At 45.0% G+C, this 22,535-nt stretch carries 23 protein-coding genes; 13 read left to right on the forward strand and 10 right to left on the reverse strand.

Annotated elements, in window-relative coordinates; all coding sequences use genetic code 11:
- Positions 1-110: 110 nt before the first annotated feature.
- Positions 111-884 (reverse strand): ABC transporter permease, encoded by a 774-nt coding sequence (locus F6K51_RS20970; RefSeq protein ID WP_293023722.1) that lies wholly within the window; start codon positions 882-884, stop codon positions 111-113.
- A gap of 455 nt (positions 885-1,339) precedes the next feature.
- Between F6K51_RS20970 and F6K51_RS20975 the strand changes: the two genes are divergently transcribed.
- On the forward strand, positions 1,340-1,519 hold the full coding sequence (locus F6K51_RS20975) for a hypothetical protein (protein ID WP_293023724.1): 180 nt from the start codon (positions 1,340-1,342) through the stop codon (positions 1,517-1,519).
- Here the strand turns inward: F6K51_RS20975 and F6K51_RS20980 are convergent.
- Together F6K51_RS20980 and clpS are read right to left on the reverse strand one after the other, a co-directional pair.
- Positions 1,466-2,236 carry a type II CAAX endopeptidase family protein gene (locus F6K51_RS20980; protein WP_293023726.1) on the reverse strand — a complete coding sequence of 257 codons (771 nt, stop codon included), beginning with the start codon at positions 2,234-2,236 and terminating at the stop codon, positions 1,466-1,468. The genes F6K51_RS20975 and F6K51_RS20980 overlap by 54 nt on opposite strands.
- Before the next feature lie 105 nt (positions 2,237-2,341).
- On the reverse strand, positions 2,342-2,623 hold the full coding sequence (gene clpS, locus F6K51_RS20985; RefSeq protein WP_070391454.1) for an ATP-dependent Clp protease adapter ClpS: 282 nt from the start codon (positions 2,621-2,623) through the stop codon (positions 2,342-2,344).
- Between the two features lie 124 nt (positions 2,624-2,747).
- Between clpS and F6K51_RS20990 the strand changes: the two genes are divergently transcribed.
- Positions 2,748-3,650, forward strand: coding sequence for an alpha/beta fold hydrolase (locus F6K51_RS20990; protein WP_293023730.1), 903 nt, complete (start codon positions 2,748-2,750; stop codon positions 3,648-3,650).
- 367 nt (positions 3,651-4,017) lie between these two features.
- Complete coding sequence (locus F6K51_RS20995) at positions 4,018-4,926, forward strand: NF038130 family PEP-CTERM protein (RefSeq protein WP_293023732.1); 909 nt, start codon at positions 4,018-4,020, stop codon at positions 4,924-4,926.
- On the opposite strand, the gene F6K51_RS21000 is transcribed toward F6K51_RS20995, so the two are convergent.
- The 3 genes from F6K51_RS21000 to F6K51_RS21010 form a co-directional block, all read right to left on the reverse strand.
- Positions 4,916-5,161, reverse strand: a complete 246-nt coding sequence (locus F6K51_RS21000) for a hypothetical protein (RefSeq protein ID WP_293023735.1) — start codon at positions 5,159-5,161, stop codon at positions 4,916-4,918. The two genes, F6K51_RS20995 and F6K51_RS21000, sit on opposite strands and share 11 nt — an antisense overlap.
- A gap of 10 nt (positions 5,162-5,171) precedes the next feature.
- Positions 5,172-6,482: a dihydrolipoamide acetyltransferase family protein gene (locus tag F6K51_RS21005; RefSeq protein ID WP_293023738.1), complete on the reverse strand. Its 1,311-nt coding sequence runs from the start codon at positions 6,480-6,482 to the stop codon at positions 5,172-5,174.
- A 286-nt stretch (positions 6,483-6,768) separates the two neighbouring features.
- Entirely contained in the window at positions 6,769-6,894 is a 126-nt protein-coding gene (locus F6K51_RS21010; protein ID WP_293023741.1) for a hypothetical protein, read from the reverse strand.
- 332 nt (positions 6,895-7,226) lie between these two features.
- On the opposite strand from F6K51_RS21010, the gene F6K51_RS21015 reads away from it, so the two are divergent.
- Together F6K51_RS21015 and F6K51_RS21020 are read left to right on the forward strand one after the other, a co-directional pair.
- Positions 7,227-7,970, forward strand: coding sequence for a hypothetical protein (locus tag F6K51_RS21015; protein WP_293023743.1), 744 nt, complete (start codon positions 7,227-7,229; stop codon positions 7,968-7,970).
- Positions 7,971-8,138: 168 nt separating this feature from the next.
- Complete coding sequence (locus F6K51_RS21020; RefSeq protein WP_293023746.1) at positions 8,139-8,621, forward strand: hypothetical protein; 483 nt, start codon at positions 8,139-8,141, stop codon at positions 8,619-8,621.
- 110 nt (positions 8,622-8,731) lie between these two features.
- Here the strand turns inward: F6K51_RS21020 and F6K51_RS21025 are convergent, their stop codons facing one another.
- Together F6K51_RS21025 and F6K51_RS21030 are read right to left on the reverse strand one after the other, a co-directional pair.
- Positions 8,732-9,181 carry a YlqD family protein gene (locus tag F6K51_RS21025; RefSeq protein WP_293023749.1) on the reverse strand — a complete coding sequence of 150 codons (450 nt, stop codon included), beginning with the start codon at positions 9,179-9,181 and terminating at the stop codon, positions 8,732-8,734.
- Between the two features lie 671 nt (positions 9,182-9,852).
- Positions 9,853-11,832: an AMP-binding protein gene (locus tag F6K51_RS21030; protein WP_293023752.1), complete on the reverse strand. Its 1,980-nt coding sequence runs from the start codon at positions 11,830-11,832 to the stop codon at positions 9,853-9,855.
- Positions 11,833-12,691: 859 nt separating this feature from the next.
- Between F6K51_RS21030 and arsM the strand changes: the two genes are divergently transcribed.
- The 8 genes from arsM to F6K51_RS21070 all read left to right on the forward strand — a co-directional run bounded on the left by arsM (position 12,692) and on the right by F6K51_RS21070 (position 19,430).
- Entirely contained in the window at positions 12,692-13,660 is a 969-nt protein-coding gene (gene arsM / locus F6K51_RS21035; RefSeq protein ID WP_293023755.1) for an arsenosugar biosynthesis arsenite methyltransferase ArsM, read from the forward strand.
- 76 nt (positions 13,661-13,736) lie between these two features.
- Positions 13,737-14,732: an arsenosugar biosynthesis radical SAM (seleno)protein ArsS gene (arsS, locus tag F6K51_RS21040; protein ID WP_293023758.1), complete on the forward strand. Its 996-nt coding sequence runs from the start codon at positions 13,737-13,739 to the stop codon at positions 14,730-14,732.
- A gap of 80 nt (positions 14,733-14,812) precedes the next feature.
- Positions 14,813-15,118 (forward strand): metalloregulator ArsR/SmtB family transcription factor, encoded by a 306-nt coding sequence (locus tag F6K51_RS21045; protein WP_293023761.1) that lies wholly within the window; start codon positions 14,813-14,815, stop codon positions 15,116-15,118.
- 297 nt (positions 15,119-15,415) lie between these two features.
- Entirely contained in the window at positions 15,416-16,270 is an 855-nt protein-coding gene (locus F6K51_RS21050; protein ID WP_293023763.1) for a phosphate ABC transporter substrate-binding protein, read from the forward strand.
- Complete coding sequence (gene pstC, locus F6K51_RS21055) at positions 16,251-17,105, forward strand: phosphate ABC transporter permease subunit PstC (protein ID WP_293023766.1); 855 nt, start codon at positions 16,251-16,253, stop codon at positions 17,103-17,105. The genes F6K51_RS21050 and pstC overlap by 20 nt, the downstream gene beginning before the upstream one ends.
- 124 nt (positions 17,106-17,229) lie before the next feature.
- Positions 17,230-18,123 (forward strand): phosphate ABC transporter permease PstA, encoded by an 894-nt coding sequence (gene pstA / locus F6K51_RS21060; protein ID WP_293023769.1) that lies wholly within the window; start codon positions 17,230-17,232, stop codon positions 18,121-18,123.
- Between the two features lie 316 nt (positions 18,124-18,439).
- Entirely contained in the window at positions 18,440-19,285 is an 846-nt protein-coding gene (locus tag F6K51_RS21065) for a phosphate ABC transporter ATP-binding protein (protein ID WP_293023772.1), read from the forward strand.
- 4 nt (positions 19,286-19,289) lie between these two features.
- Positions 19,290-19,430, forward strand: coding sequence for a hypothetical protein (locus F6K51_RS21070; RefSeq protein WP_158069485.1), 141 nt, complete (start codon positions 19,290-19,292; stop codon positions 19,428-19,430).
- A gap of 248 nt (positions 19,431-19,678) precedes the next feature.
- Here the strand turns inward: F6K51_RS21070 and F6K51_RS21075 are convergent, their stop codons facing one another.
- Positions 19,679-20,830 (reverse strand): mechanosensitive ion channel domain-containing protein, encoded by a 1,152-nt coding sequence (locus tag F6K51_RS21075; protein WP_075897896.1) that lies wholly within the window; start codon positions 20,828-20,830, stop codon positions 19,679-19,681.
- Between the two features lie 598 nt (positions 20,831-21,428).
- On the reverse strand, positions 21,429-22,535 hold a 1,107-nt coding region (locus F6K51_RS21080), incomplete at its 5' end, for a mechanosensitive ion channel domain-containing protein (RefSeq protein ID WP_293023780.1).

The following is a 22,535-nucleotide window of genomic DNA, read 5'->3' on the forward strand; positions in this document are numbered from 1 at the left end:
TGGTAGTTGTCTGGAAGAGGGAACAGGGAACAGGGAACAGGGAACAGGGAACAGGGAACAGGGAAAAAAAATTATGCTCAGGGCTGATAGCTGATAGGTCTTGGCATAACTCAGAATTCCCGTTGCCAGAAGATTAGGATAGCGATCGCTAGCAGTAGCACGATGTAAAGTAATCCATAAAGTCCATTTAAAAACAGTTCTGGGAACGGGGGTAAGACACCATACACGGCATCATTCTTTAAATTGAGCCGTGATAAATCCGGGATAACCAAGTATAGGGTTTCAGTCATCCGCTCAATGCCAGGATTCTCGCTCAACTTGCTTAACTCCACTAAATCACGGCTCAAGTGTCCCATCATATAAACCCCAAAGGTCAGTAAGGTTGCTAGCAGTGAACTAGTAAAGACACCAAACATCAGCGCTACTGCTGTGATTAGAGACAGTTCTAGAAATTGGTAAAGCACGGAAACCAGGATGCTAACCACAGGGTATTCAATACTAGAGGCACGTAAGCCCAGCAGATAAATGGTGGTCATAGCCACAACCAGCACAGCCAATACACCCGATAAGCCTAAGTGTTTGCCAATGATAAATTCAGCGCGGTTTAGAGGCTTGGGAATTAAGACTAAGACAGTACGCTTTTCGATTTCCTTGTTAATCAACCCCGTACCAACAAATACTGACACGATTACACCCAGGATACCCATCGCCGCTAGACCCAAATCCAGAAAAATTTTCTCTTCTGTGGTTGCTGCTACCTCCGGTAACAGCCTCAGGGCTATGCCTAGGGCTAGGGCAAAAAAGCCGATCAGATATAAAACGCGATCGCGTATCACTTCCCGAAAACCATTAGCTGCGATCGCCCAAATTCTTGCCAAACTCACCTACTATCTCCTATGCTCCGAATTCTTTTGCTTCCATCATAGGGGAGGTACACAAGGCAAGGGATTTTTGCTATACCAAAGGGAAAAGGGAACAGGGAACAGGGAACAGGGAACAGAGAGTAGGGAAAAGGGAACAAAAATTCTCACAATTCCTACACGGATTGGTATATAAGGTTAAGTAGTGAATAAGCGCGAAGATAAAACTATTCCGGACGAGGCATTTATGATTTTTGTACTTGATCACTGCGCCGTTGAAGGGATTTCAGGAGTTGCCAAATACCGCCCAGAATTTGCTTAGGTGCGCTTTACCTATTAAGAATTAAATTCGCCACGGGTCGCACCTCTTACTATTTAGACTTTTAAACTATCATCAAGTTAGACTCTCAATAGCAATCATTAATAATTACTAATCACCAATTATAGCTTTTTTTATACTAATGAGGTACACATAATTTTTGCCCTGCTACCTCTTCTCTATTCCCGATTCCCGATTCCCGATTCCCGATTCCCGATTCCCGATTCCCTGTTCCCTGTTCCCTGTTCCCTGTTCCCTGTTCCCTGTTCCCTGTTCCCTTATATCACTAATCACTGTTATGATTGCGCTTCATCCACCAAGCAACCAAACCAAGAAATAGCAATCCCATTATCCCAGCAGTAGGATCGCGATTAATGCCAGTAATCCAGGGAGCAACCTTGCCCGAATAGACTACTAATTGCCCAACATCAATAATATAATAACCCCAAACTAAGCCAGCATGGAGACCAATCGATAAACCTAGCCGTCCTTGAGTTGATCCCTTTGCCCAAATCAGGATTAACCCTAGCAGCAATAAACTGGGAAATCTCGGTAAGCCGCGAATCATCTCTGGAATTGGTTTAAGGAAATGTAGCAGCGCAAATGCGATCGCACCAATCCATTGTGATGTCCTAAAACTATAATCCCGTTGCAACTCATCAAGCAACCAACCCCGAAACACCAATTCTTCAGCAAAGCCTATGGCCAAAGCACTGATTAATCCCTCTACAATCAGCCGTGACCATGGCAGTGCAGGGGTTTGGAATGCTACCCAACCCAGCCACTCTTGTAATCCAAACAGACTAAGAGTCATTAACAGACCTAGACCTAGTCCTCTGATTAACTCAAGAGCGTTTTGGGCTGTTAGCCGCAAACCATATTTTTTTAACAGTCCTGGCTGGCGATAAACCTTCCTTCCCCAAACTCGGACTAAGTACAGAAATACCCCGAACATTAGCCCCATAGTCAGGATTGTCACTGAGTTTGGGTCGCTACCAATTAAGTATATTGGTGCTGCTATGGGTAACCAAAGCAACAGCAAAGCTAGTATAAACATCCCCAACCTGAATGGTGCTGGGTATAGGGATAATCTAGCCAGCCTAGGTGTAAAACGTTTTATAATTTCAAGATTTGGAAAGGGAAGAATTTCTCCTATTGCCCGTTATTCGTCAGGTTCAATTGTACTACTCAGACCCCGGTTCTTCAGGGTTTCGCAATAAAACTCAGCATGCTCTTGAGCACAGGTAATCACCAATGCCAGCCCCGATGTATGGGCTTCCATCATAATATTGACTGCTTGAGGTTGAGTCAGACTCGCCACAGTTTCCATCAAGGTTTTAACCACATACTCCATAGAGTTGAAGTCATCATTATGGAGCAATACGCGATAGCGAGGCGCGTGTTTACGAACTGTTGAACGCTTCTCAATGGTTTCGACTGACAAAGCTTGTCCCTCTCTATTTTAGATGTTTACACAAACTCTCCATTATATACTGCCATTATTATAACATTAGACATCTGGCAGGGAGAGGTATGATCAAAAAGTTAACATTACTTAATAGTTTACCGTGACTACCCAGGTAATTGCTACCCCTTCTAATAATCCCATCCCTGGAACTTACTGGCAGTGGCGGGGGGAATCTATATATTATGTACAGGCTGGACAGAAGCCATCAGGATGCCCACCGTTACTGTTAATTCACGGATTTGGGGCATCTACAGACCACTGGCGCAAAAACATTGCTCAATTGAGTCAGGATTTTGAAGTTTGGGCGATTGACTTGTTGGGGTTTGGACGTTCTGCTAAACCAGATGGGGAGTACAGTGGCAATTTGTGGCGAGACCAGTTGCATGATTTTATTACAGAGGTGATTGGTCAACCAGTAGTCTTAGCTGGAAACTCCTTGGGGGGTTATGCAGCTTTGTGTGTCGCTGCACAGCGTCCTAGCTCCGCCGTAGGTTTAGCATTGCTCAATAGTGCTGGACCATTTAGTGATACTCAACCGGCCACTAAAGTCAATCCTGTTAAAAAAGTTCTCAATCAGGTAACCAAATCAATTTTTCTACAACCTTGGGCTAGTTTCCTTTTATTCCAATACCTGCGGCGACCGTCAATCATTCGCAAAACCCTCAAGAAGGTTTATATTGACCAGAGTGCGGTAACGGAACAGTTAGTAGACGAGATTTATCGCCCCTCTTGTGATCCTGGTGCTGCTCAGGTATTTGCTTCTGTGTTCAAGTCACCCCAAGGGGAAAAAGTCGATGTGTTGTTGGAACAGATGACTTGTCCGTTATTGATGCTATGGGGAGAAGGGGATCCTTGGATCAAGAGCAGAGAACGGGGAGCAAAGTTTAGGCAATATTATCCTCAGTTAACCGAATATTATCTAAAAGCAGGACACTGTCCCCATGATGAGATACCAGAACAGGTGAATAATCTGATCAAGTCTTGGGTAATCGCTAATGGGTGATCGCTAATGGGTAATCGGCAATCGGTAATCGGTAAAAGAATGAAAATTTATAGCACTACGGATTAAGGTTAGCACATTGATACAAGTTGAAAAAGGTGCGACCCGTGGCGAATTTAATTCTTAATACGGAAAGCGCACCTGCGCTGTTGTAGTAAACTTTTGCATGCATGCCTTTTGCCTCTTGCCTTGCCCGTAGCGCTATATTGCCTTATTCAGAAGTGAGGAACTGACGAACTCAGGATTATGTCAAAGATTAACATAACTTAAACCATATCAAAAACGCGATCGCTAACATCTCATTACGAGACTAAAAAAAATACACCAAGTGCTGCCAGCAACCCAAACAAACTCGAAGGGAGACATGTCAATGAAAAGCACACTAATGAAATTGTGGCTCGGTGCCTCAATTATTGCCGGTATGAGTGCGATCGCTACTACCCCAGCTGTTGCTGGAAGCCTCACAGGAGCGACCGTGACCGGTACTGACTACTACAAGGTTTCATCTGATGGTACGAATACTTTTATCGATCCAAGTGCAACTTTGTCAACTCTCTTGCAAGGTGACGCTAGTAACCCTGGTGGAAACGTAGAGCTATTTGCCAGCAGTGAAAGCCTGAGCAATAGCGAGTTTGTCACCCATACCGATGTCACTAGCCTAACCGGTCAAATTGGTGGTAAGGACATCACCTTGAGCAGTCTGACATTAGCTGACTGGTTGACTGATGTTGGTGGTGGCATCAATTTGGCTCAGAAGTGGTTCAGTGATGCCTTAACTGCAAACGGTCTTGGAACTTTGATTGGGTCAGGTCTAGATAATCTTCTGTATGGACAATTTCTCGGCAATGGAGGATTGCAACGATTTAGCGACCCCAATATTTCCTACGTCAACCAAGATGACACAACAGGCCTAATTACCATTGGGCTAGCAGGTCACTTTAATGCTAGAGATATGTTGGCAGAGATAATTCCTCCAGCCTTCAGTGGTTTACTACCACCTAGTATACAGGCTAGTGAAATTGTCAAGGTTGACTACAATGGGGAAACTGAATACCTTTATGGTTTCGAGGCCACCAATTCTGGGCTGCTCAGCCTTGACGATAATAACGTTTACACGTATTCTCACACCGGTAACTACCAAGTGGCGTTGCTTGGTACTCCTCCATTACCGTCTGGATCCGAGCCAGAAGATGTGCCTGAATCCTCTACTTTGCTTGGTCTAATCGTTGTGGGTGGTTTGTTTACTGCTGGAGGTAAACTGCGAAAAGCTAACTGTTAAGCAAAATAGTGAACAATTCTACTGAGAGGGGCGCACAACCAACCGTGCGCCCCTCTGAGTGATCAAGCAGTTCATGTAGGGTGGGCAGTGCATCAGACAGATAATCAAGCTTGCAAAGCGCGTTGCTAGGCACTGCCCACCCTACGATTAATGACTTTAACCTGATAGCTGATGGCACCTCAAGTAGCGTGCGCGTAGCGCTAATCGCTGTTCGCGTAGCGTGCGCGTAGCGCATATGCTTTCACTTAAAGAGTCAAGGATTGCGGATCAGTTTCAATCAACTTCGCCAAGTCTTGCAAGAACGCTGCCGCATCAGTACCATAGATAATCCGGTGGTCACAGGTAATATTGACTTGCATCTGACGCTTTACACCCATCATGCCGTCAGGGGTAGCCACTACCGTAGGACGGGATGCACCAATGGCCAAAATAGAACCCTGTCCTGGGGGCAAAATCGCATCAAACCGGTCTACACCAAACATTCCTAAATTGGATAGGGTGAAAGTACCAGAATTATATTCCTCTGGCTGCAACTGCTTAGTTCTGGCACGGTCTACTAAATCTTTCCAAGTGCGAGACAGAGAATAAATATCCAGCTGCTCCGCATGGCGCAATACTGGGGTAATCAAGCCACCATCAGCCATTGCCACAGCCACAGCTACATTAATGGAACTGTGATACTGAATTCCCCGTTCGGTATAACTAGCATTAACCAAGGGATGCTTCTGCAAGGTAACTGCTACTGCTTTAGCCAGCAGCCCGGTCATGGTAACACCCTTAGGCTTGATTTTTTTGTATAACTTATCTAACTCATCGGTAGTGATGGTGTAACCAACCCTGAAGGTAGGCACTTGCAGGCTGACCATCATATTCCGCACCACTGCATTTTGCAAGGTATTGAATGGCACCACTTCTCCAAGGGGTACAGCTGCAGGAGGAGTTGGCAGAGGTGCTGGCAGAGGTGCTGGGGTGGGAGTGGGCATTACAGCCGCTGTCGCGGGTGCTGCTGGGGTGGTGGCTGCTGGTGTCGGAGGAGTGATAACTTTACCTGCTGCTGCTTCCACATCCTCAGCCACAATCCTGCCATGGGGACCACTTCCTCTCAAGGTATTGAGATCAACCTTTAATTCCTTCGCTAGTTTACGAGCTCGGGGAGAAGCAATAATTCTGCCATTACGGCGGCTGGGAGTATCAGCAACTGCAGCAAGAGCTGTCTGTACCGGTTCTGGGGTTGAAGCCGTTGCTTGCTGAGCTGTTGCTGTGTCAGTAGCTGGTGTAGATTGGGCAGCTTGTTGTTTAGCTGCTTCAATTTCCGCTTCCGTTTCCGCAATCAGAGCAATCGGGGCTCCCACCGGAGCAGAGTCACCAGCTGATACCGTGATTGTGGCAAGATAGCCTTCATAGAAGGACTCAACGTCCATATCAGCCTTATCCGACTCAACCACCACCACGGTTTCACCTTTTTCGACTTTGTCTCCGGGAGATTTTTCCCAGGAAACGATTTTGCCTTCGGTCATGGTTGAACTGAGGGCGGGCATGAAAACTTCGTGAATCATGGGGTGGTCTTCTAAATCAATTCTAGTGAGCTAGCAAAAACATGATGCCAGCTTGCATTGTAACTTGAATAAGCCCCAGAAAGCCATCGTACTGTGTAAAGAAACCATGAGCCACAGGGCTTCGATGGTTTTCTACAATACGGATATCCTCTTTTTCCTCGGGATTAGGGATTAGGGGAGTGGGTAGCTACCCATCACTCTATACATGCTCATGGCTCTTAACTAAGCGATGCAGCGCCGACCTGCGGGGGTTTCCCCCACTCGCGCTTTGCATCAAGAAAAGCTCTTATCTAGCAAAGGGAACAGCGGATCTGGGAGTAGGGAGCGGTGCGACCCAAGGGCGATTTACTCGCCCTTGGAGGCGCGCACCGAGGGAGTAGGGAGTAGGGAACTTTTGATCAAAAATTTCCACAATTCATTATAGGTACCCTATCCGTTGACTACTGACAGGGTTAGTCTAAGAGCTGGTTTAGTATAGCCTTAAATCTTATTGATTTTGGTTGGTGGATGAAGGTAACTTCACTGAATCTTTAATTAACCAAATAAAACCTTAAAGAAATGAATAAATTATTCCAAGACAGGAAACTTATACCTAACCTATAGGTTAATTAATCATAAAATAACTATAATCATATATTTATTCCCTGAATAGTAGCTATTAAAGGTTAATTAAAATCCTAAAAATAAGATATAAAAATAAATTTTAGCGCTAAAATTCAGTCAGTATTGAGGGGTATAAAAGCCATGAAAAAGTTATCAAAACTTACGCTCACAGCTGCCTTAGTTACTTTGGGCACAGTAGGGGCTAATCCCGCTCTAGCTGATACATACTTACTGGATTTTGAAAAGGATGATGCTGGTAAGGTTCTCAAGGCTGGAACTAAGACAAATATTGGTGAGCAATGGGCAAAATTCGGTGTGCATATAACCAGTAACAAAGGGTCTAATCATCCCTTAAGGTTATTCAACAGCAATTGCGGACCTGATTTTGGGATTACATGCAGCGGTGGAGACGCTGACTTAGCCACGGGACCTTCATTTGGTACGAAGCCACAGGGTAATGTTCTAATTATCAACGAGAACACAAATGAAGAACCTGACGACTGGGCTGGCGGTGGCATCATTTCCTTTGTTTTTGATCAAGCCGTTTCTGTTGATTACGTCACCCTTCTAGACATTGATGAGAATCCGAAGAATAAAAACGGATATCTGGAAGCGTTTCTGGAGGATGGCACAACAGAGAAACAATCACTAAAATTTGGCACAGACAACTCCCTATCCACTTACGATTTCAGCCATCTTTCTGAGTATTCAGTGACCAAGTTAGATATTAAACTACCAGGAAGTGGTGCGGTCTCTGGCATCAAGTTTCGCGATTTCCCAGATCCCCCTAAACCTTCTAAGAAAGTTCCCGAACCAACTGCGACATTGGGTCTGTTGATGTTCGGTGCTATGGGTGCCGGGTCAGTGTTCAAGCGCCATCAGTAATACCATCACGCTTTGCCATTAGTAATTAGATGGACTTAGGCTGAGACGATAATGTTTTTTGTTGAGTGTTGAGTGTTAAGTATTGAGTGTTGAGTTTTAACCCTTGACGGTTGACTGTCAACAGCCGACAAGTTAGCTTGATTTCTATCGAATGACACTTGATATGAGATGCTTAACAAAAAACTTTCCTTGACCTTGCTTACAGGTATTATCCTAATCCTGAGTGCTTGCCATCTGATTAGCAAACCCCCTGAACCCAAACCAACTGAGTCTCCTGCTAATGTCCAGACCAAGCGAGAAGACTACAAAGCCATTGACCTAGCCAATAAGGCAACACCGGATCAACTGATTGGTGCCGATCCAAAAGCGATCGCATTATCTACCTTTGGTCAAAACCAATCACTGTTGATTGAAGGAAACTTCGATCAACAGGTCAAGGTAGATTATCCTAAACCTGATCAGGCGGTAGTCACCATCACTCAAACCGGTTTACCGGATGACTCTGTACGTGGCATCCGGTATCGTATTGAGTTATCCCCCAAGAAATCAGCCCAAACTGGCAAACAGTGGCAGGTGATGTGGGCTGGTCAACAGTTTACCTGTCGAGAGGGACGGGGTCATCAGGATTGGTCAACGGAATTTTGCCAGTAATGGCTGGATCAATGGCAAAGGGGTGAAAGACAATACAGAGATTTTTAAACACGGATAGACAGATAAGCAACTATCTGTCTATCCGTGTCTATTCATGTCCTGTGTTTCGGTTAAATATCACCGCGAATTTCTTCGATAATCCCATCGCGGAGCAGAATTTCTACGTTCATCTTTTTGACTAGGTTATCTCCCTCTTCGACCCTGAAGAAGCTTTCTAGCTGACCTTGACTAACTTCTTGGTCGAGTTCGAGGGTTTGGACTTGTTGTAGTTGCTGAAGTTGCTGGTTTTTCTGGTCTAGCAGTTCACTTTTCTTTTGATTGACCTGCATTTGAATGCTTTCAATTTGTTGCGATACCTGAGGACCAGGAGGATCCATGCTCTGCTTTTTAATCTCAGCGATCGCTTTTTGTCCCTGGATATCAATCTGTTGCAGTTGGCCGTCGATTTGGTTGATTTGATTTTGTAGTTGTTGCTGAACCTCTTCTTTCCATCGAGGGGTAACGATGGCTTTGATATTAATTGGCCGTTTCAATAGTAAGTTCTTGTTAGAGTCGTCCATATGCGTTCCACTATCTAAGTTTGAGGGATTGAGAGTTTGACTGGTTATATTACTCAATAATTCTTAAAAAGAAGATTGAGGTTCAGTCTCAAGGTTCGAGGCCCGCACCTCTAAACCTTCTAACGTTTTAACAGAAACTCGCGGAATTCCCCACCTTCTTTGACGGTGGGGATGGATAGCCAGACTACGGAGGCGCGCTTTCCGTTTGAAGAATTAAATTACGGGGTCGCGCCTCAACTTACGACGATTCGTGATATAATCTACTTGGTCGCTGACCCGCCTGACTGACTAAAAGGCTACCTTATGAAAGGTTTACAAAGTACGCTTCAGAGCTCAGGGAAGAGACTTGCCCCGGCTGGTTAGCCATAGAGCTGTAATTCCATGGTAAGTCTGTCGTAAAAGTTATACGTCGATAGAAGGCGGATGTCTGCCTGTGGACGCTGAGTAAGACCAATTCCAGCAGGCGATATTTTGAATGGCCGGGTTCCCCGGCCATTCAAAAGCTCCTCCCTCTGGTTTAGGCGTCGGGGACGCGCGCGGGAAACCCGTTCGCGTAGCGTCGGCTTAGCCGATAAGACGAATAAGACCGTCCCTGAATTGACCTGAGAATGGGAGCAATCCCATGGCCTTTGGTCAAGCAGGTTGGGGTACTTCACCTTTCTTACCCTCGATTAAGCAAACATGCCGTCAATGATAGCGCGATAGCGTTCGGTGACTACAGGTCGTCGGATTTTAAAGGTTTGAGTCATCATGCCATTTTCCTGGGAAAACGGCTCTAGAATCAGCCTAAAGGTGCTAATACGGTCATCTGGCCGATAACCTGGGCGATTTTTGACTTCTCGGTTTAATTCAGTCCGGTATAAAGTCTGAACCTCTTTAAGATTTAAATCAACATCTGGAGCAAATACGTCAAGGGGAAGATTTTGACCCGCTGCCCACCCTTGTAAGGCATCTAAATTTGGTACTATTAAAGCACCCAATGCCTTTTGGTCTTGACCTAACAGGATAATCTGGTCAATGTAAGCACTACGCAAACAAGCATCTTCTATCGGTTGTGGCTCAATATTTTCCCCATTGGTGAGAACTATAGTATCTTTGGCTCTGCCAGTTAGGACTAAATCATTCTGGGGGGTAACCCAACCTAAATCCCCTGTATTAAACCACCGGTCTAGATCAATTGCCTTAGCAGTAGCTTCTGGTTTGTGATAATACTCCTGCATCACCTGTGGTCCTTTTACCATCACCAACCCTCGTTGACCTTGGGGTAAAGGCTGATGAGTCTTAGGGTCAACAATCCGGATTTGAGTGTCCGGTAAAGGTGGTCCAGCACTAAAACGCAGGTTACGATACGAACGCCTAGCATTAGTAACGGGAGAGGTTTCGGTTAACCCATAGCCTACTAGGACTTCGACACCAATAATCTCAAAGAAGTTATCCAAGTGCCGAGCTAAGGAACCCCCACCACTAACGACTTGCTTGATTTGTCCCCCAGTGGCTTCCCGGACTTTTTGATAAACTAGTTTATTAGCCAATTGATGAACCGGCCATAAATAGGAAGCTTGCACTGTGGCCAATAGTTTTTGGATAGGTGTTGGATTTAAATTATCTAAGGTCAACCCCTGAGCAAGCCGCCGTGCATCAATGTAGCGTTGACTGTACCCTAGCAGGTTTTGGACTAATTTCTGCTTACCTTCCGGTTGCTCACGAAACTGCTTTTGCACCCCCTCATAGATCGATTCCCACAGTCGCGGTACTCCGACCATAAAGTTAGGTTTGAAGGTTTTAAGGTCTTTTTTGACATGGCGCAGGTTGGTGTAAATCTGGGTGCAACCCTGAGATAATAGAAAATACTCCGCTGAGCGTTCGTAGGCGTGCCAGGTAGGCAGGATAGAAAGAACGCGATCGCCTTTTTCAATTTCTATTACTGTACCAAGGGTGTTGACCTGATGCAGGAGATTACCATGGCTCAGCATCACCCCTTTGGGTTTACCTGTGGTACCAGAGGTATATAGCAGAGTTGCCAAGGTTTCCCGGTTGTGGTTAGCTTTGGTAAGAGACCGAGATGCCCCGGCTTCCATGAGTTGAGTATAGTTAACAATTTGTCGGGATGATCCGGTCGATAGTGGTTGTTCTTCAGAAAGGAGAATCACTAATTTAATCGGTAGCCCATCCAAGCGATCGCCTAATTTTTCCAAAGTTTTGAGGTTTTCTAGCACTACAGCAGTGCTACCGCTATCTTCGAGAATATAAAGCAATTCCTGCCGTTCTGCTTGACCTGAGCGCACCACATTTACTGCTCCTGCAGTCATGATACCCTGATCGGCAACTAGCCATCGAGGAGAATTATCAGCAAATAACGCAATTCGGGTAGGAATACCCTTCTCATCCAGTGTTGGCTGGAAGCCTAGGGATTGTAATCCAGCCGCAAATTGCTCGATTTGCTCGTGCAACTGGGTATAGGTCAGGGTCGAAGCTGGAGCACCATGAGCTCCCACAGCGTGAGGGTCTTGCAGAGCAATGATTGACCCAAAGCGTTGGGCAGCAAGGGGCCAAATTTCTGGTATCGACTGTAGTGAAGAGTAATCAGCAACACGCCTGAGGTAAACTCTCTCTTGTTGTCTAAGGCGTTCTGCATACTGGTTTTTCGACATTCATCAACTCCCTGATTCCTTAGGTAGCTCTTTCTACCATACTCTTATGCTCAGAGGTGATTGGCAGTGTTGAGTGGACACTATAGTTTCTGTCTTAGATGAAGTCTGGTTAATCACTCGTAGAATAATCCACACTCACCAGAGTTACCAAAGTCCAATCTACTACTATAACTTGTCCCCACACCCGGTCACCCTACCCCCTACCCCCCATTGAATACCCCAGCATCCTATGCCCTAAGCATGAGCGATCGCGTGGTAATCTCAGTAAAAATTCATGGTGTACTACTCGAAAAATTCATCTGGCATCAGTTTAATAGCATCTAAGGGTGAGGCAAGGTATTCTACCGTTGCTTGCCTGAAGACAAATTCGAACAAAAGCCTGCAACAGCGCGTTAATTCCAAATCCACTATTATCAGTCCCTTCGGGACAGGGGGTAGGGTGTAGGGGGTAGGGGGTAGGGGAAAAACTGTCCCTTACTCATAGGGGTCTAATACCCCGCCTAAAAACTTTGTTTTAGGGGCAAACAAGTTTAGTAGTAGTCCAATCTACTACTATAACTTGTCCCCACACCCGGTCACCCTACCCCCTACCCCCAATTGAAAGCTTCCCTGTAGCCTAAACCAATAATAAATAGCGGCTAGACATAGGCGAAGCCTTCTCGAAGATGACACAGTCCGCGCTTCGCTGACTAGATGATCAAAATAATCAACGGGGTTTTAAACCGGGATTTGGTATCAGACGATACATGAATTTTGTAGCATTAAAGCTCAACTGAGGAACTATACTGGTTCAGAATTAGTTTTCAATTTCCACCCTACTATAAATAGCATTACCATCTTTGCCAAGTAAAGGATTCTGATGACCTATCTCGAAACAACTGCTGAATTTTATTCTGAAGTCGCCCAAACACCCCAAGTTGGTTTGTGTTGTGTCCAAAGTAGCCCCTTACAACTGCCAGGACTGAAAATTCCTCCACTGATGGCGGAGATGAATTATGGCTGCGGTACTACGGTACATCCCACAGAACTCAGCAATCAGCCAACTGTCCTCTATGTCGGTGTTGGTGGTGGCTTGGAGGCGTTACAATTTGCTTATTTTTCCCAACGTCCAGGGGGTGTGATTGCTGTTGAGCCAGTTCAGGCCATGCGGGAGGCGGCTACCCGTAACCTGAAGATTGCTGCTGAAGACAATTCCTGGTTTGACCAAAGTTTTGTGGAAATTCGGGAAGGGGATGCCTTTGCCCTACCTATGCCAGATGATTCTGTAGATGTGGTTGCTCAGAATTGCCTATTCAACATCTTTGAACCGGCTGACCTGATGAAGGCACTCAAAGAAGCCTATCGAGTCTTAAAACCAGGTGGACGACTCTTAATGAGTGACCCGATTGCAACTCGTCCGATTCCACCCCATCTACAGGAAGATGAGCGGCTACGAGCTATGTGTCTGTCTGGTGCGCTCACTTATCAATCCTATGTCCAGCACTTGGTCAAGTCAGGTTTTGGTCAAGTAGAAATTCGCGCAAAGCGTCCCTATCGGCTTCTGGATTGCCAAAACTACAACCTCGAAGAACCCCTGTTGCTGGAAAGTCTGGATTCTGTTTCTTTCAAAGTTGTGATCCCAGAAGATGGAGCATGCATTTTTACTGGCAAGACAGCAACTTACATGGGTGCGGAAGAGTTTTTTGATGACAATGCCGGACACATCCTCTCCCGTGGTGTGCCAGCCGCTGTTTGTGATAAAACAGCTGGGAAATTAGGAAAGGTGAATCCAGAAGAAATCTTAATCACCGATTCAACTTGGCACTATGTTGGTGGTGGTTGTTGTTAGAGGTGAAGGATAAAGTCTGTTCGCGAACAGACTTTAGACTTAATAAGTCTCACAATCCCAAGGCGATAAAACTATTATGATTAAAACAGAAGTTTCAGCGGTTACACCGTTCCGCAAAAAACTGCAAGCTCCCTTAAGTAAACAGCCAATCACGGTTTTACAAATTAATCTTGGTAAACGTTGTAATCTAGCTTGTGCTCACTGCCATGTGGAAGCTGGTCCTAAACGAACTGAAGAACTTTCTCCAGAAATTTGTGACCAGCTGATTACGCTGATTCATCAGTTTCCTCAAATTAAGACAATTGACTTGACTGGTGGTGCGCCAGAGATGAACTATGGCTTTAAGCCATTAGTTGAAGCAGCATGGGAAACCGGAAAGGAGGTGATTGTTCGGTCAAATTTGACCATTTATTTTGAACCAGGATATGAGGATATACCTGACTATTTCGCTAAGCACCAATTACGAGTAGTGGCTTCTTTGCCTTGTTATATCGGAGATAATGTAGATAAAATGCGCGGCAAGGGGGTTTACGATCGTTCGATTCGGGCGATTCAATGGCTCAATCGGTTGGGCTATGGGAGAAACCCCAAATTAATTATTGATTTGGTCTATAATCCTTCCTTGCCAAGGAGTGAAAAATTTTCTATGACTCCTAATCAGCTTAACTTGGAGAAGGATTATAAAATGTTCCTAAAAGAACATTTTGATATTAACTTCAACCAGCTATTTACAATTACCAATATCCCCGTTGGTAGAACAAAGTTTTATTTACAACGTACCAAGCTATATGCTCCCTATATGGCGTTTCTAGAAAATAGTTTCAATGCCAGTACGGTGCAGCATTTGATGTGTCGCAATGAACTGTCTATTGACTATCTGGGTAATGTCTACGATTGCGATTTTAATCAGATGGAAAATGTAGCAGCAACGTCTGACACTGGAGAAAGGTTGACAGTTAGTAAACTTCTCGAAGCAGGAAGTTTAGACATAATTGAGGAAATTCGTACCGCTTCCTATTGCTATGGCTGTACAGCAGGGTCTGGTTCCAGTTGTGGTGGTGCTTTGATTTGATCCAATCAGAGTTTTTTTTGATTATAATATGAATGAATTTTCATATCAATGATAATTCAACTGCTGAGAATAGCTGAATCATGAACTTAAAAAGTCCATCATCTCAAGCCTTCTGTGTCCGTAAGCTGAAAGTTTTAGCGGACAACACTCGTCTGACTGTTCTGGAAATCCTGATGGAAGGACCAAAACATGTTGGGGAGCTCAAGGCTGTGTTGGGAATAGAGCAAAGCCTGCTATCCCATCATCTCAGAGTTTTGCGGGATGAGGGATTTGTTAGGGCGACGCGAGATGGTAAGGCGGTGCTTTATCAGTGTTCGCTAACCATTCGGCAAGGAAATGGTAATAGAGCAATTGATTTGGGATGTTGTTGCCTATGTTTTGATTAACAAAGTGCTGAGTAATTGCTCAGTTTTAAGTTGTCAGTTATATAGCGTATGTATCTCGGTTGTGAACACACGTATTGCAGGAAAAGGCTTGCATACAATAGGCATGCTAGCAATAGGGGCAAGAAATCTCACTTTTATTGTCAAATCAAAAAAGTCCTTTTAGGTTTACATCTCAAATACAAACCTTATATCAAGTCTGGCGGATTTGAAATTATTGAGCAATCCAGCAATTATAACTGAGCAATTATAACTGAGCACTCTCATTATTTTATAGATAAGATGACTGACTGATGATTGATGAAAAATTTAACAACTCTGGCATCAATGTCTATAGCTTTAGTAGCTTGCTTTTGGCTACAATCCTGTGCCCAATCTCCAGAAGTAGCTACCCAATCAACCGATCAGTTGCAGGGTAAGTTGGTTTTAACTGGTTCTAGTACAGTAGCCCCCCTGGCGTCGGAAATTGGCAAGGGTTTTGAATCAGAAAATCCTGGTGTACGGGTGGATGTGCAGACAGGAGGCTCGTCTCGCGGTATTGCAGATGCTCGCCAAGGAGTCGCTGATATTGGCATGGTGTCTCGTGACCTTAAGCAGAGCGAGAAAGATCTGCAAGGGTTTGCGATCGCTCGTGATGGGATTGGCATTATCGTCCATAAAACTAATCCGGTGCAATCCCTGAGTAATCAACAGATTGTGGATATCTATCAGGGCAAAATTGATAACTGGCAAGATGTGGGAGGCAAGAGGGCACCAATTACAGTAGTCAACAAAGCCGAGGGGCGCTCTACCTTAGAGTTATTTCTGAAGTACTTCCAGCTGAAAAATAGCGAGATTAAGGCAGATGTGGTGATTGGGGATAATGAGCAGGGGATTAAGACCGTGGCGGGTAATCCTAATGGGATTGGTTATGTCTCTATTGGCACAGCAGAATATAGCAGCAAACAGAATGTTCCGATTAAGTTACTGCCCGTTGCTGGAATAGCCGCAACCACAGAAAATGTTCAAAACGGCACATTCCCCCTGTCTCGTTCCCTGACGTTAGTCACCAAAACTATTCCGGTTGGGTTAGATAAAGCATTTATTGAGTTTTCGCGATCGCAAAAGGTACAAGACATTGTTAAAGAGCAAAACTTTGTCCCCCTCTCGGAGTGATACTCTCCTAATCTTGACCCTACAAGGCTGTGCTGTGGTGGCTGGTGCTATCGTGGTGCTGATTGTTGTGTTCCTAATCACGGAAGCCTTGCCAGTATTGGGACAAGTAGGATTACTCCCTTTTTTTACCGATCCATCCTGGCATCCTGCCGAGACTCTGTACAACTTCACCCCTATGCTTTGGGGTACCCTATTCGTCACGGCTGGCGCGATGGTAGTGGCCACACCCCTGGGAATTCTATCTGCAGTCTTTTGTCAGTATTACGCGCCTCCACCCATTGCTGGACTTTATCGACGGCTAATTGAATTGTTGGCAGGGATGCCCTCAGTTGTTTACGGCTTCTGGGGTTTGGTGGAGCTAGTTCCCCTAATTGGACGCTTCCAGCCACCAGGAGCCAGTCTCCTAGCTGGAATTGCGATTCTGACCCTGATGATTTTGCCAACTATTGCTCTGACCGCAGACGCTAGCTTTGCGAAAGTCCCCCCAGAATACCTACAGGGAGCAGCAGCCCTGGGACTATCCCGCTGGGCAACAGTCCAAGGTGTTGTGTTTCCGGCTGCTAAGTCGGGGCTGTTTACTGGCTTGATTTTAGGAACAGGACGGGCGATTGGAGAAACCATGGCCGTGCTGATGGTGTGTGGCAATGTGGTGCAAACTCCCAAAAGCCTATTTGAGCCGATGCGAACTCTTACTGCCAATATTGCCTTGGAAATGGCTTACGCTATTGGCAATCACCGCTCAGCACTTTTTGTCAGTGGCTTGCTGCTGATGGCAATAATTTTGGTACTGGTAGCAATTGCAGAAATCATCAGCAAGGAAGGAATTTATGAGTAATAACTTATATCAAGTCTGGTTGAATACCCATAATTAAGGAGAGGGTGGGGAGATGGGGAGATAGGGAGATAGGGACATAGGGACATAGGGAGATATTTATTAAGGGTAATTATCCTGACATGATATGAAAACGAAGCCACAACCGACAACCGACAACTTCCAACCTGCAACCGACAACTTCCAACCTGCAATCGACAACTTCCAAGTTTCAACGGTGATGATTTGGGCGATCGCACTGTTCGTAACTGCTGTATTCCTCTGGATTTTGAGTGATATCGTCTGGCACGGTGTCGGACAAATTAACTGGGAATTCCTGACTACTGCACCAAAGAATGCTGGACGGGAAGGAGGGATTGCTCCAATTCTGGTTTCCACTCTCCTAATTTTAGGTGTATGTATGACCGTTTCTGTTCCGATTGGAGTAGGGACAGCAATACTGCTAGCTGAGTTCACAGATACTAAGAGTATTTTCGGGCGTCTGGTTCGTCGTAGCTTAGATGTGCTGGCAGGGGTACCGTCGATTGTGTTTGGACTATTTGGCAATGCCTTTTTCTGCAAAACCCTAGGGCTAGGCTTTTCAATTTTGTCTGGGGGGTTGACATTAGCCTGTATGGTGTTGCCAATCCTAATTCGATCAACAGAGGAAGGGTTTCGCGCCGTTAGTGATGATTATCGGCTATCTGCCACTGCCCTTGGTTTATCCCGCACTACCACTCTCTGGAATTTGCTGTTACCAGCCGCAGCACCGGGACTAGTGGTGGGATTAGTGTTAGGGATAGGGCGAGCGATCGCTGAGACCGCAGCACTGATCTTTACTAGTGGTTATGTGGATCGGATGCCAGAGTCTTTGCTGGATTCTGGGCGATCGCTGTCGATTCATATTTTTGATTTGTCGATGAATGTAACAGGGGGAAATGCTAATGCTTATGCCTCAGCTTTAGTGTTGCTGGTCTTGTTGTTGCTGATTAATGGTACAGCAGCATTGATGGCTGAGTATTGGTTGGGTGCATCTCATTAAAGCTGTTTGAGCCAGTGGTGCGTTACAAGCAGCAACCTAAGGCTGGTTACGAGGCGGAAAATCTCCAGTCCCCCTAACGCACCCTACGCAACTAATTCCGAATTACCAATTTCCAATTACTAATTACTATAGGGTTTTTCATAGCTATGAGGTAGACATTTTTTTCGATTCCCGATTCCCGATTCCCGATTCCCGATTCCCGATTCCCGATTCCCGATTCCCTGTTCCCAGATCCGCTGTTCCCTGTTCCCTAAAATCCACGACGAAAGTACCTCACCAAATTGAAAACCGCTAGAATTTCCAATTTCCAAAAACAATGGTTAACCCTTTAGAAATAAAACAGCGATTACCGGTAAGCCAGTCTATAAACGACCCATTGATTCAGACCGAGCGGCTATGTTTACATTATGGAACAAAACCGGCCTTTGCTGATGTATCGTTGCCAATTTATAAAGGTTCGATTACCGCACTAGTGGGACCATCTGGTTGTGGAAAGACTAGTTTTTTAAGTTGCCTAAATCGCTTGACAGATTTGATTCCTAATGCTAAAGTTACCGGTAGGATTCGCATTGGTTCCCTAGATGTGCTGAGTCCTAGGATGGATGCGATCGCAAAGCGTGGTGCTATGGAGCTAATTGCACTTCGCCGTCGTGTTGGAATGATTTTCCAAAAGCCGAGTCCCTTCCCCTTCTCAATCTGGAAGAATCTGGCCTTTCCGTTGCGGGAACATGGTGTTAAAAACCGGGATAACATTGCTCAGCTCATAGAAACCGCACTCCGGGATGTTGGTTTGTGGGATGAAGTAAAAGACCGACTACACACTTCGGCTCTTGCTCTATCTGGTGGTCAAAAGCAGCGCCTTTGCATTGCCCGTGCCTTGGTTTTGCAACCGGAAGTACTCCTATTAGATGAACCCTGTAGTGCCCTCGATCCCATATCCAGCGGTGTGGTCGAAGATTTGATAGCTAGGCTCAGGGGACGCTACACCCTGGTGATTGTTACCCATAACCTAGCTCAAGCCAGACGAATTGCTGACTATACTGCCGTCTTCTGGGTCAAGGAAGCAGTGGGGCGATTGATTGAATACGGCTGTGTGGAGCAGATTTTTGAATCACCTCAACAAGCCTTGACAGCTGCCTATGTGAATGGAATGAGAGGATAAAGCTGTGCTCTTCCCTGCTCCGAATTCCCGTAAGCATATGCGCTACGCGCACGCTGCGCGAACAGCGGTCAGCCGTCAGTGGTCAGCCGTTGGCCGTTGGCCACGCTACGCGAACAGCTTATTTTATTCAAAAGCTGATAGCTGATAGCTGATAGCTGATAGCTGATAGTTGATAGCTGATAGCTGATAGCTGATAGCTGATAGCTGATAGCTGATAGCTGATAGCTTACGATTGGGCGTTGCTGATTCTGAGTATGGTTTCGCCCCCCTAGCCCCCCAATTCTGGGGGGAACAAAACTATCAAAGTCCCCCAAAGTTGGGGGATTTAGGGGGCTGCAATAAAATCAGATAATCGCCCTTCATTCCTTAATTCAGCAACGCCTACGATTGTTCCTAATTCATACTGGTGTCAGGCAACCAGTTAAGTTCCTTTCTCATATAAACATGGAGCTGATTAATCTCCTCGTTTTCCAGGATTTCTAATATGGCTAGATTCAAGTTGCTCTGGACATCATAGTAGAGCTTGGGCTCAATCACAAATACCCTAATTTTAATCACACGAGCATTCTGTTCAAGGCGGGAAAATACAACTACCATTTTCTGCTTGTTCACGGCATCGATAGTCGGAATTTTTTCTTTAATAGCCTGACAAATTCGCCTAGTTTGCTTGGCCGAAATCCCATCAATTTTCAGATTTAAATTTATGCCCCACTGAACTGTCTCGCCAGTCTTATCTGACCAATTTGCAAAAATTCCAGAAATCATTTTAGAATTGGGAAGTTTTTTGGTATAACCCCACTCAGTAATAAGAAGCCTTGTACTTCTCAGACCAATATTGAGTATCTTTACCCTACCACTTACTCCGTCCAATACTATCACGTCACCGGGTTTATAGAGACCATCAGCGTAGATAACCACTGTACAAAACCAATCATAAACAATGTCTTTTAATAACAAACCTAAGGCGACACCTGCGCCACCGAGTAGACCGATCAGTGCACCGGCAGATGACCCCAACAAAATTTCACTGGCTTTAATAGCGGCAATCACGATTGCTGCGATCTGAAAAAGCTTTGGGAAGTAGGGAACTAACAAATCGTCTAGTTCAGTGTCAGTGTTTGCCGCTAATCCGGCTAGAAGCTCCCCCAGTAGTGGAGCAGCACGGTAAAGAATATAAGTGGCAATGAACAGAATGCTCATAAACAGAATCTCGGGGATTTTCTGATTCTGTTCAGGAGTAAGATGGGTGGCCACAACTAGATGTACTAGCCATAGTCCAGCGATCCAAATTAGCCAGCCTAATGGTGCCCTAAGAATCCTAATTAACTCATCGTCTAGGGTGGTTTCTGTACCGCTAGTTATCAGCTCGAGTCTGTGAATGATTATTGAAGTGAACAAGCCTCGCAATATATGGGTGAAGAGGAGGATGAGCACCACAATAACTATCGTGGTAACAGGAATGTTGGGGAGCTGGAAGTCGGACTCAAAGATCTTTTCTTTGATTAGGTTGATTCTATTGTTGAATGTACTCTTAAGGTTTTCCATGGTTTCAACCAAAATACAGTAACATAGATCGACCTGTGCCTAGCTAAATTGCAAGTCGATGGCAAGTCTCTTGATGGATTTATTTTACTATAAGTGGGTAATTTAACCAATACTCCTAGGTATGCAATCAACATGATTGACACCAATTGCCCGTTTGGGCAGCACCCTAGGAGCGAGTTTGAAAGGTTTACTATCTGGGGTGCATCTGATATTTGTAAAAAAGAAAGGCCCGGGGCCCGGGCGCGGGAATTTTCTTATAATTTTTGCCTAATTTCAAAGGTGCGCTTGACCTTGGCGAATTAAATTCGCGCTTTGGTGCGCGCCTAAATAGCGATACAGCTTCGGAACAGAGGAGCCAACGCTGCATCGCTTGTTCAAAGCATTGCTAGGATTTAGATACCACCTCACTAACTAAATTTCCCGGCTCTCCTAGACTGATTATAGTAAATGAGTAGTTTAAATTAGCTTAACCCCTTAAATAGCAAGGGATTCAATAAACTAAAAATACATTTTTATTAAAATTGCATTTTTAAATTACTCAAAGCCTTACTAAATAAGGGCTATAGCTATTATTTTAGCATAATTTTTTATAGCCACCCTAGGAGAGCCAATTTCCCTTGCTCTGTTTGTAGTCTTGAAGTTGCTTTTCCAGCTCAATATGCAGGTGATCAATCTCCTCTTTTTCCAGGATTTCTAAGATGGCTATGTTCAAGTCTTGCTGGGCAGAATATTCGAGGTTGGTATCAATCACAAATACCCTAATCATAATCACACGAGCATTCTCTTCAATGTGGGAAAATAACACTTTCATTTTCTGCTTGTGCAAGCCATCGATAGTCGGAATTGTTTCTTTAAGAGCCTGACAAATTCGGAGAGTTTGCTCCGCTGAAATCCCATCAATTTTCAGAGTTAAATTTATGCCCCATTCCAACGTTTCGCCAGTCTTATGGGACCTATTTCCCACAATTTTAGCAATCATTTGAGAATTGGTAACTTTTTTGATATAACCCCAGTTCTTAATAAGAACCCTTGTACTTCTCAGACCAATATTGAGTATCTTTACACTACCACTTACTCCGTCCAATACTATCACGTCACCGGGTTTATAGAGACGATCAGCATAGATAATCACCGTACAACACCAGTCATAGACAATCTCTTTGAATAACAAACCTAAGGCGACACCTGCGCCACCGAGTAGACCGATCAGTGCACCGGCAGATGACCCCAACAAAATTTCACTGGCTTTAATGGTAGCAATCAGGATTGCTGCGATCTGAAAAAGCTTTGGGAAGTAGGGGACGAACAAATCGTCGAGTTCAGTTTCAGTGTTGGCCGCTAATCCGGCTAGAAGCTCCCCCAGTAGTGGAGCAGCACAGTAAAGAATATAGGTGGCAATGAACAGAGCACTCACAAACAGAATCTCGGGGATTTTCTGATTCTGTTCAGGACTAAGATGGGTGGCCACAACTAGATGTACTAGCCATAGTCCAGCGATCCAAATTAGCCAGCCTAATGGTGCCCTAAGAATCCTAATGAACTCATCGTCTAGGGTGGTTTCTGTACCGCTAGTCAGACGCTCGAGTCTGTGAATGATTATTGAAGTGAACAAGCCTCGCAATATATGGGTGAAGAGGAGGATGAGCACCACAATAACTATCGTGGTAACAGGAATGTTGGGGAGCTGGAAGTCGGACTCAAAGAT

The organism is Moorena sp. SIO3I8 (genome assembly GCF_010692325.1).
Taxonomy (GTDB): Bacteria; Cyanobacteriota; Cyanobacteriia; order Cyanobacteriales; family Coleofasciculaceae; genus Moorena.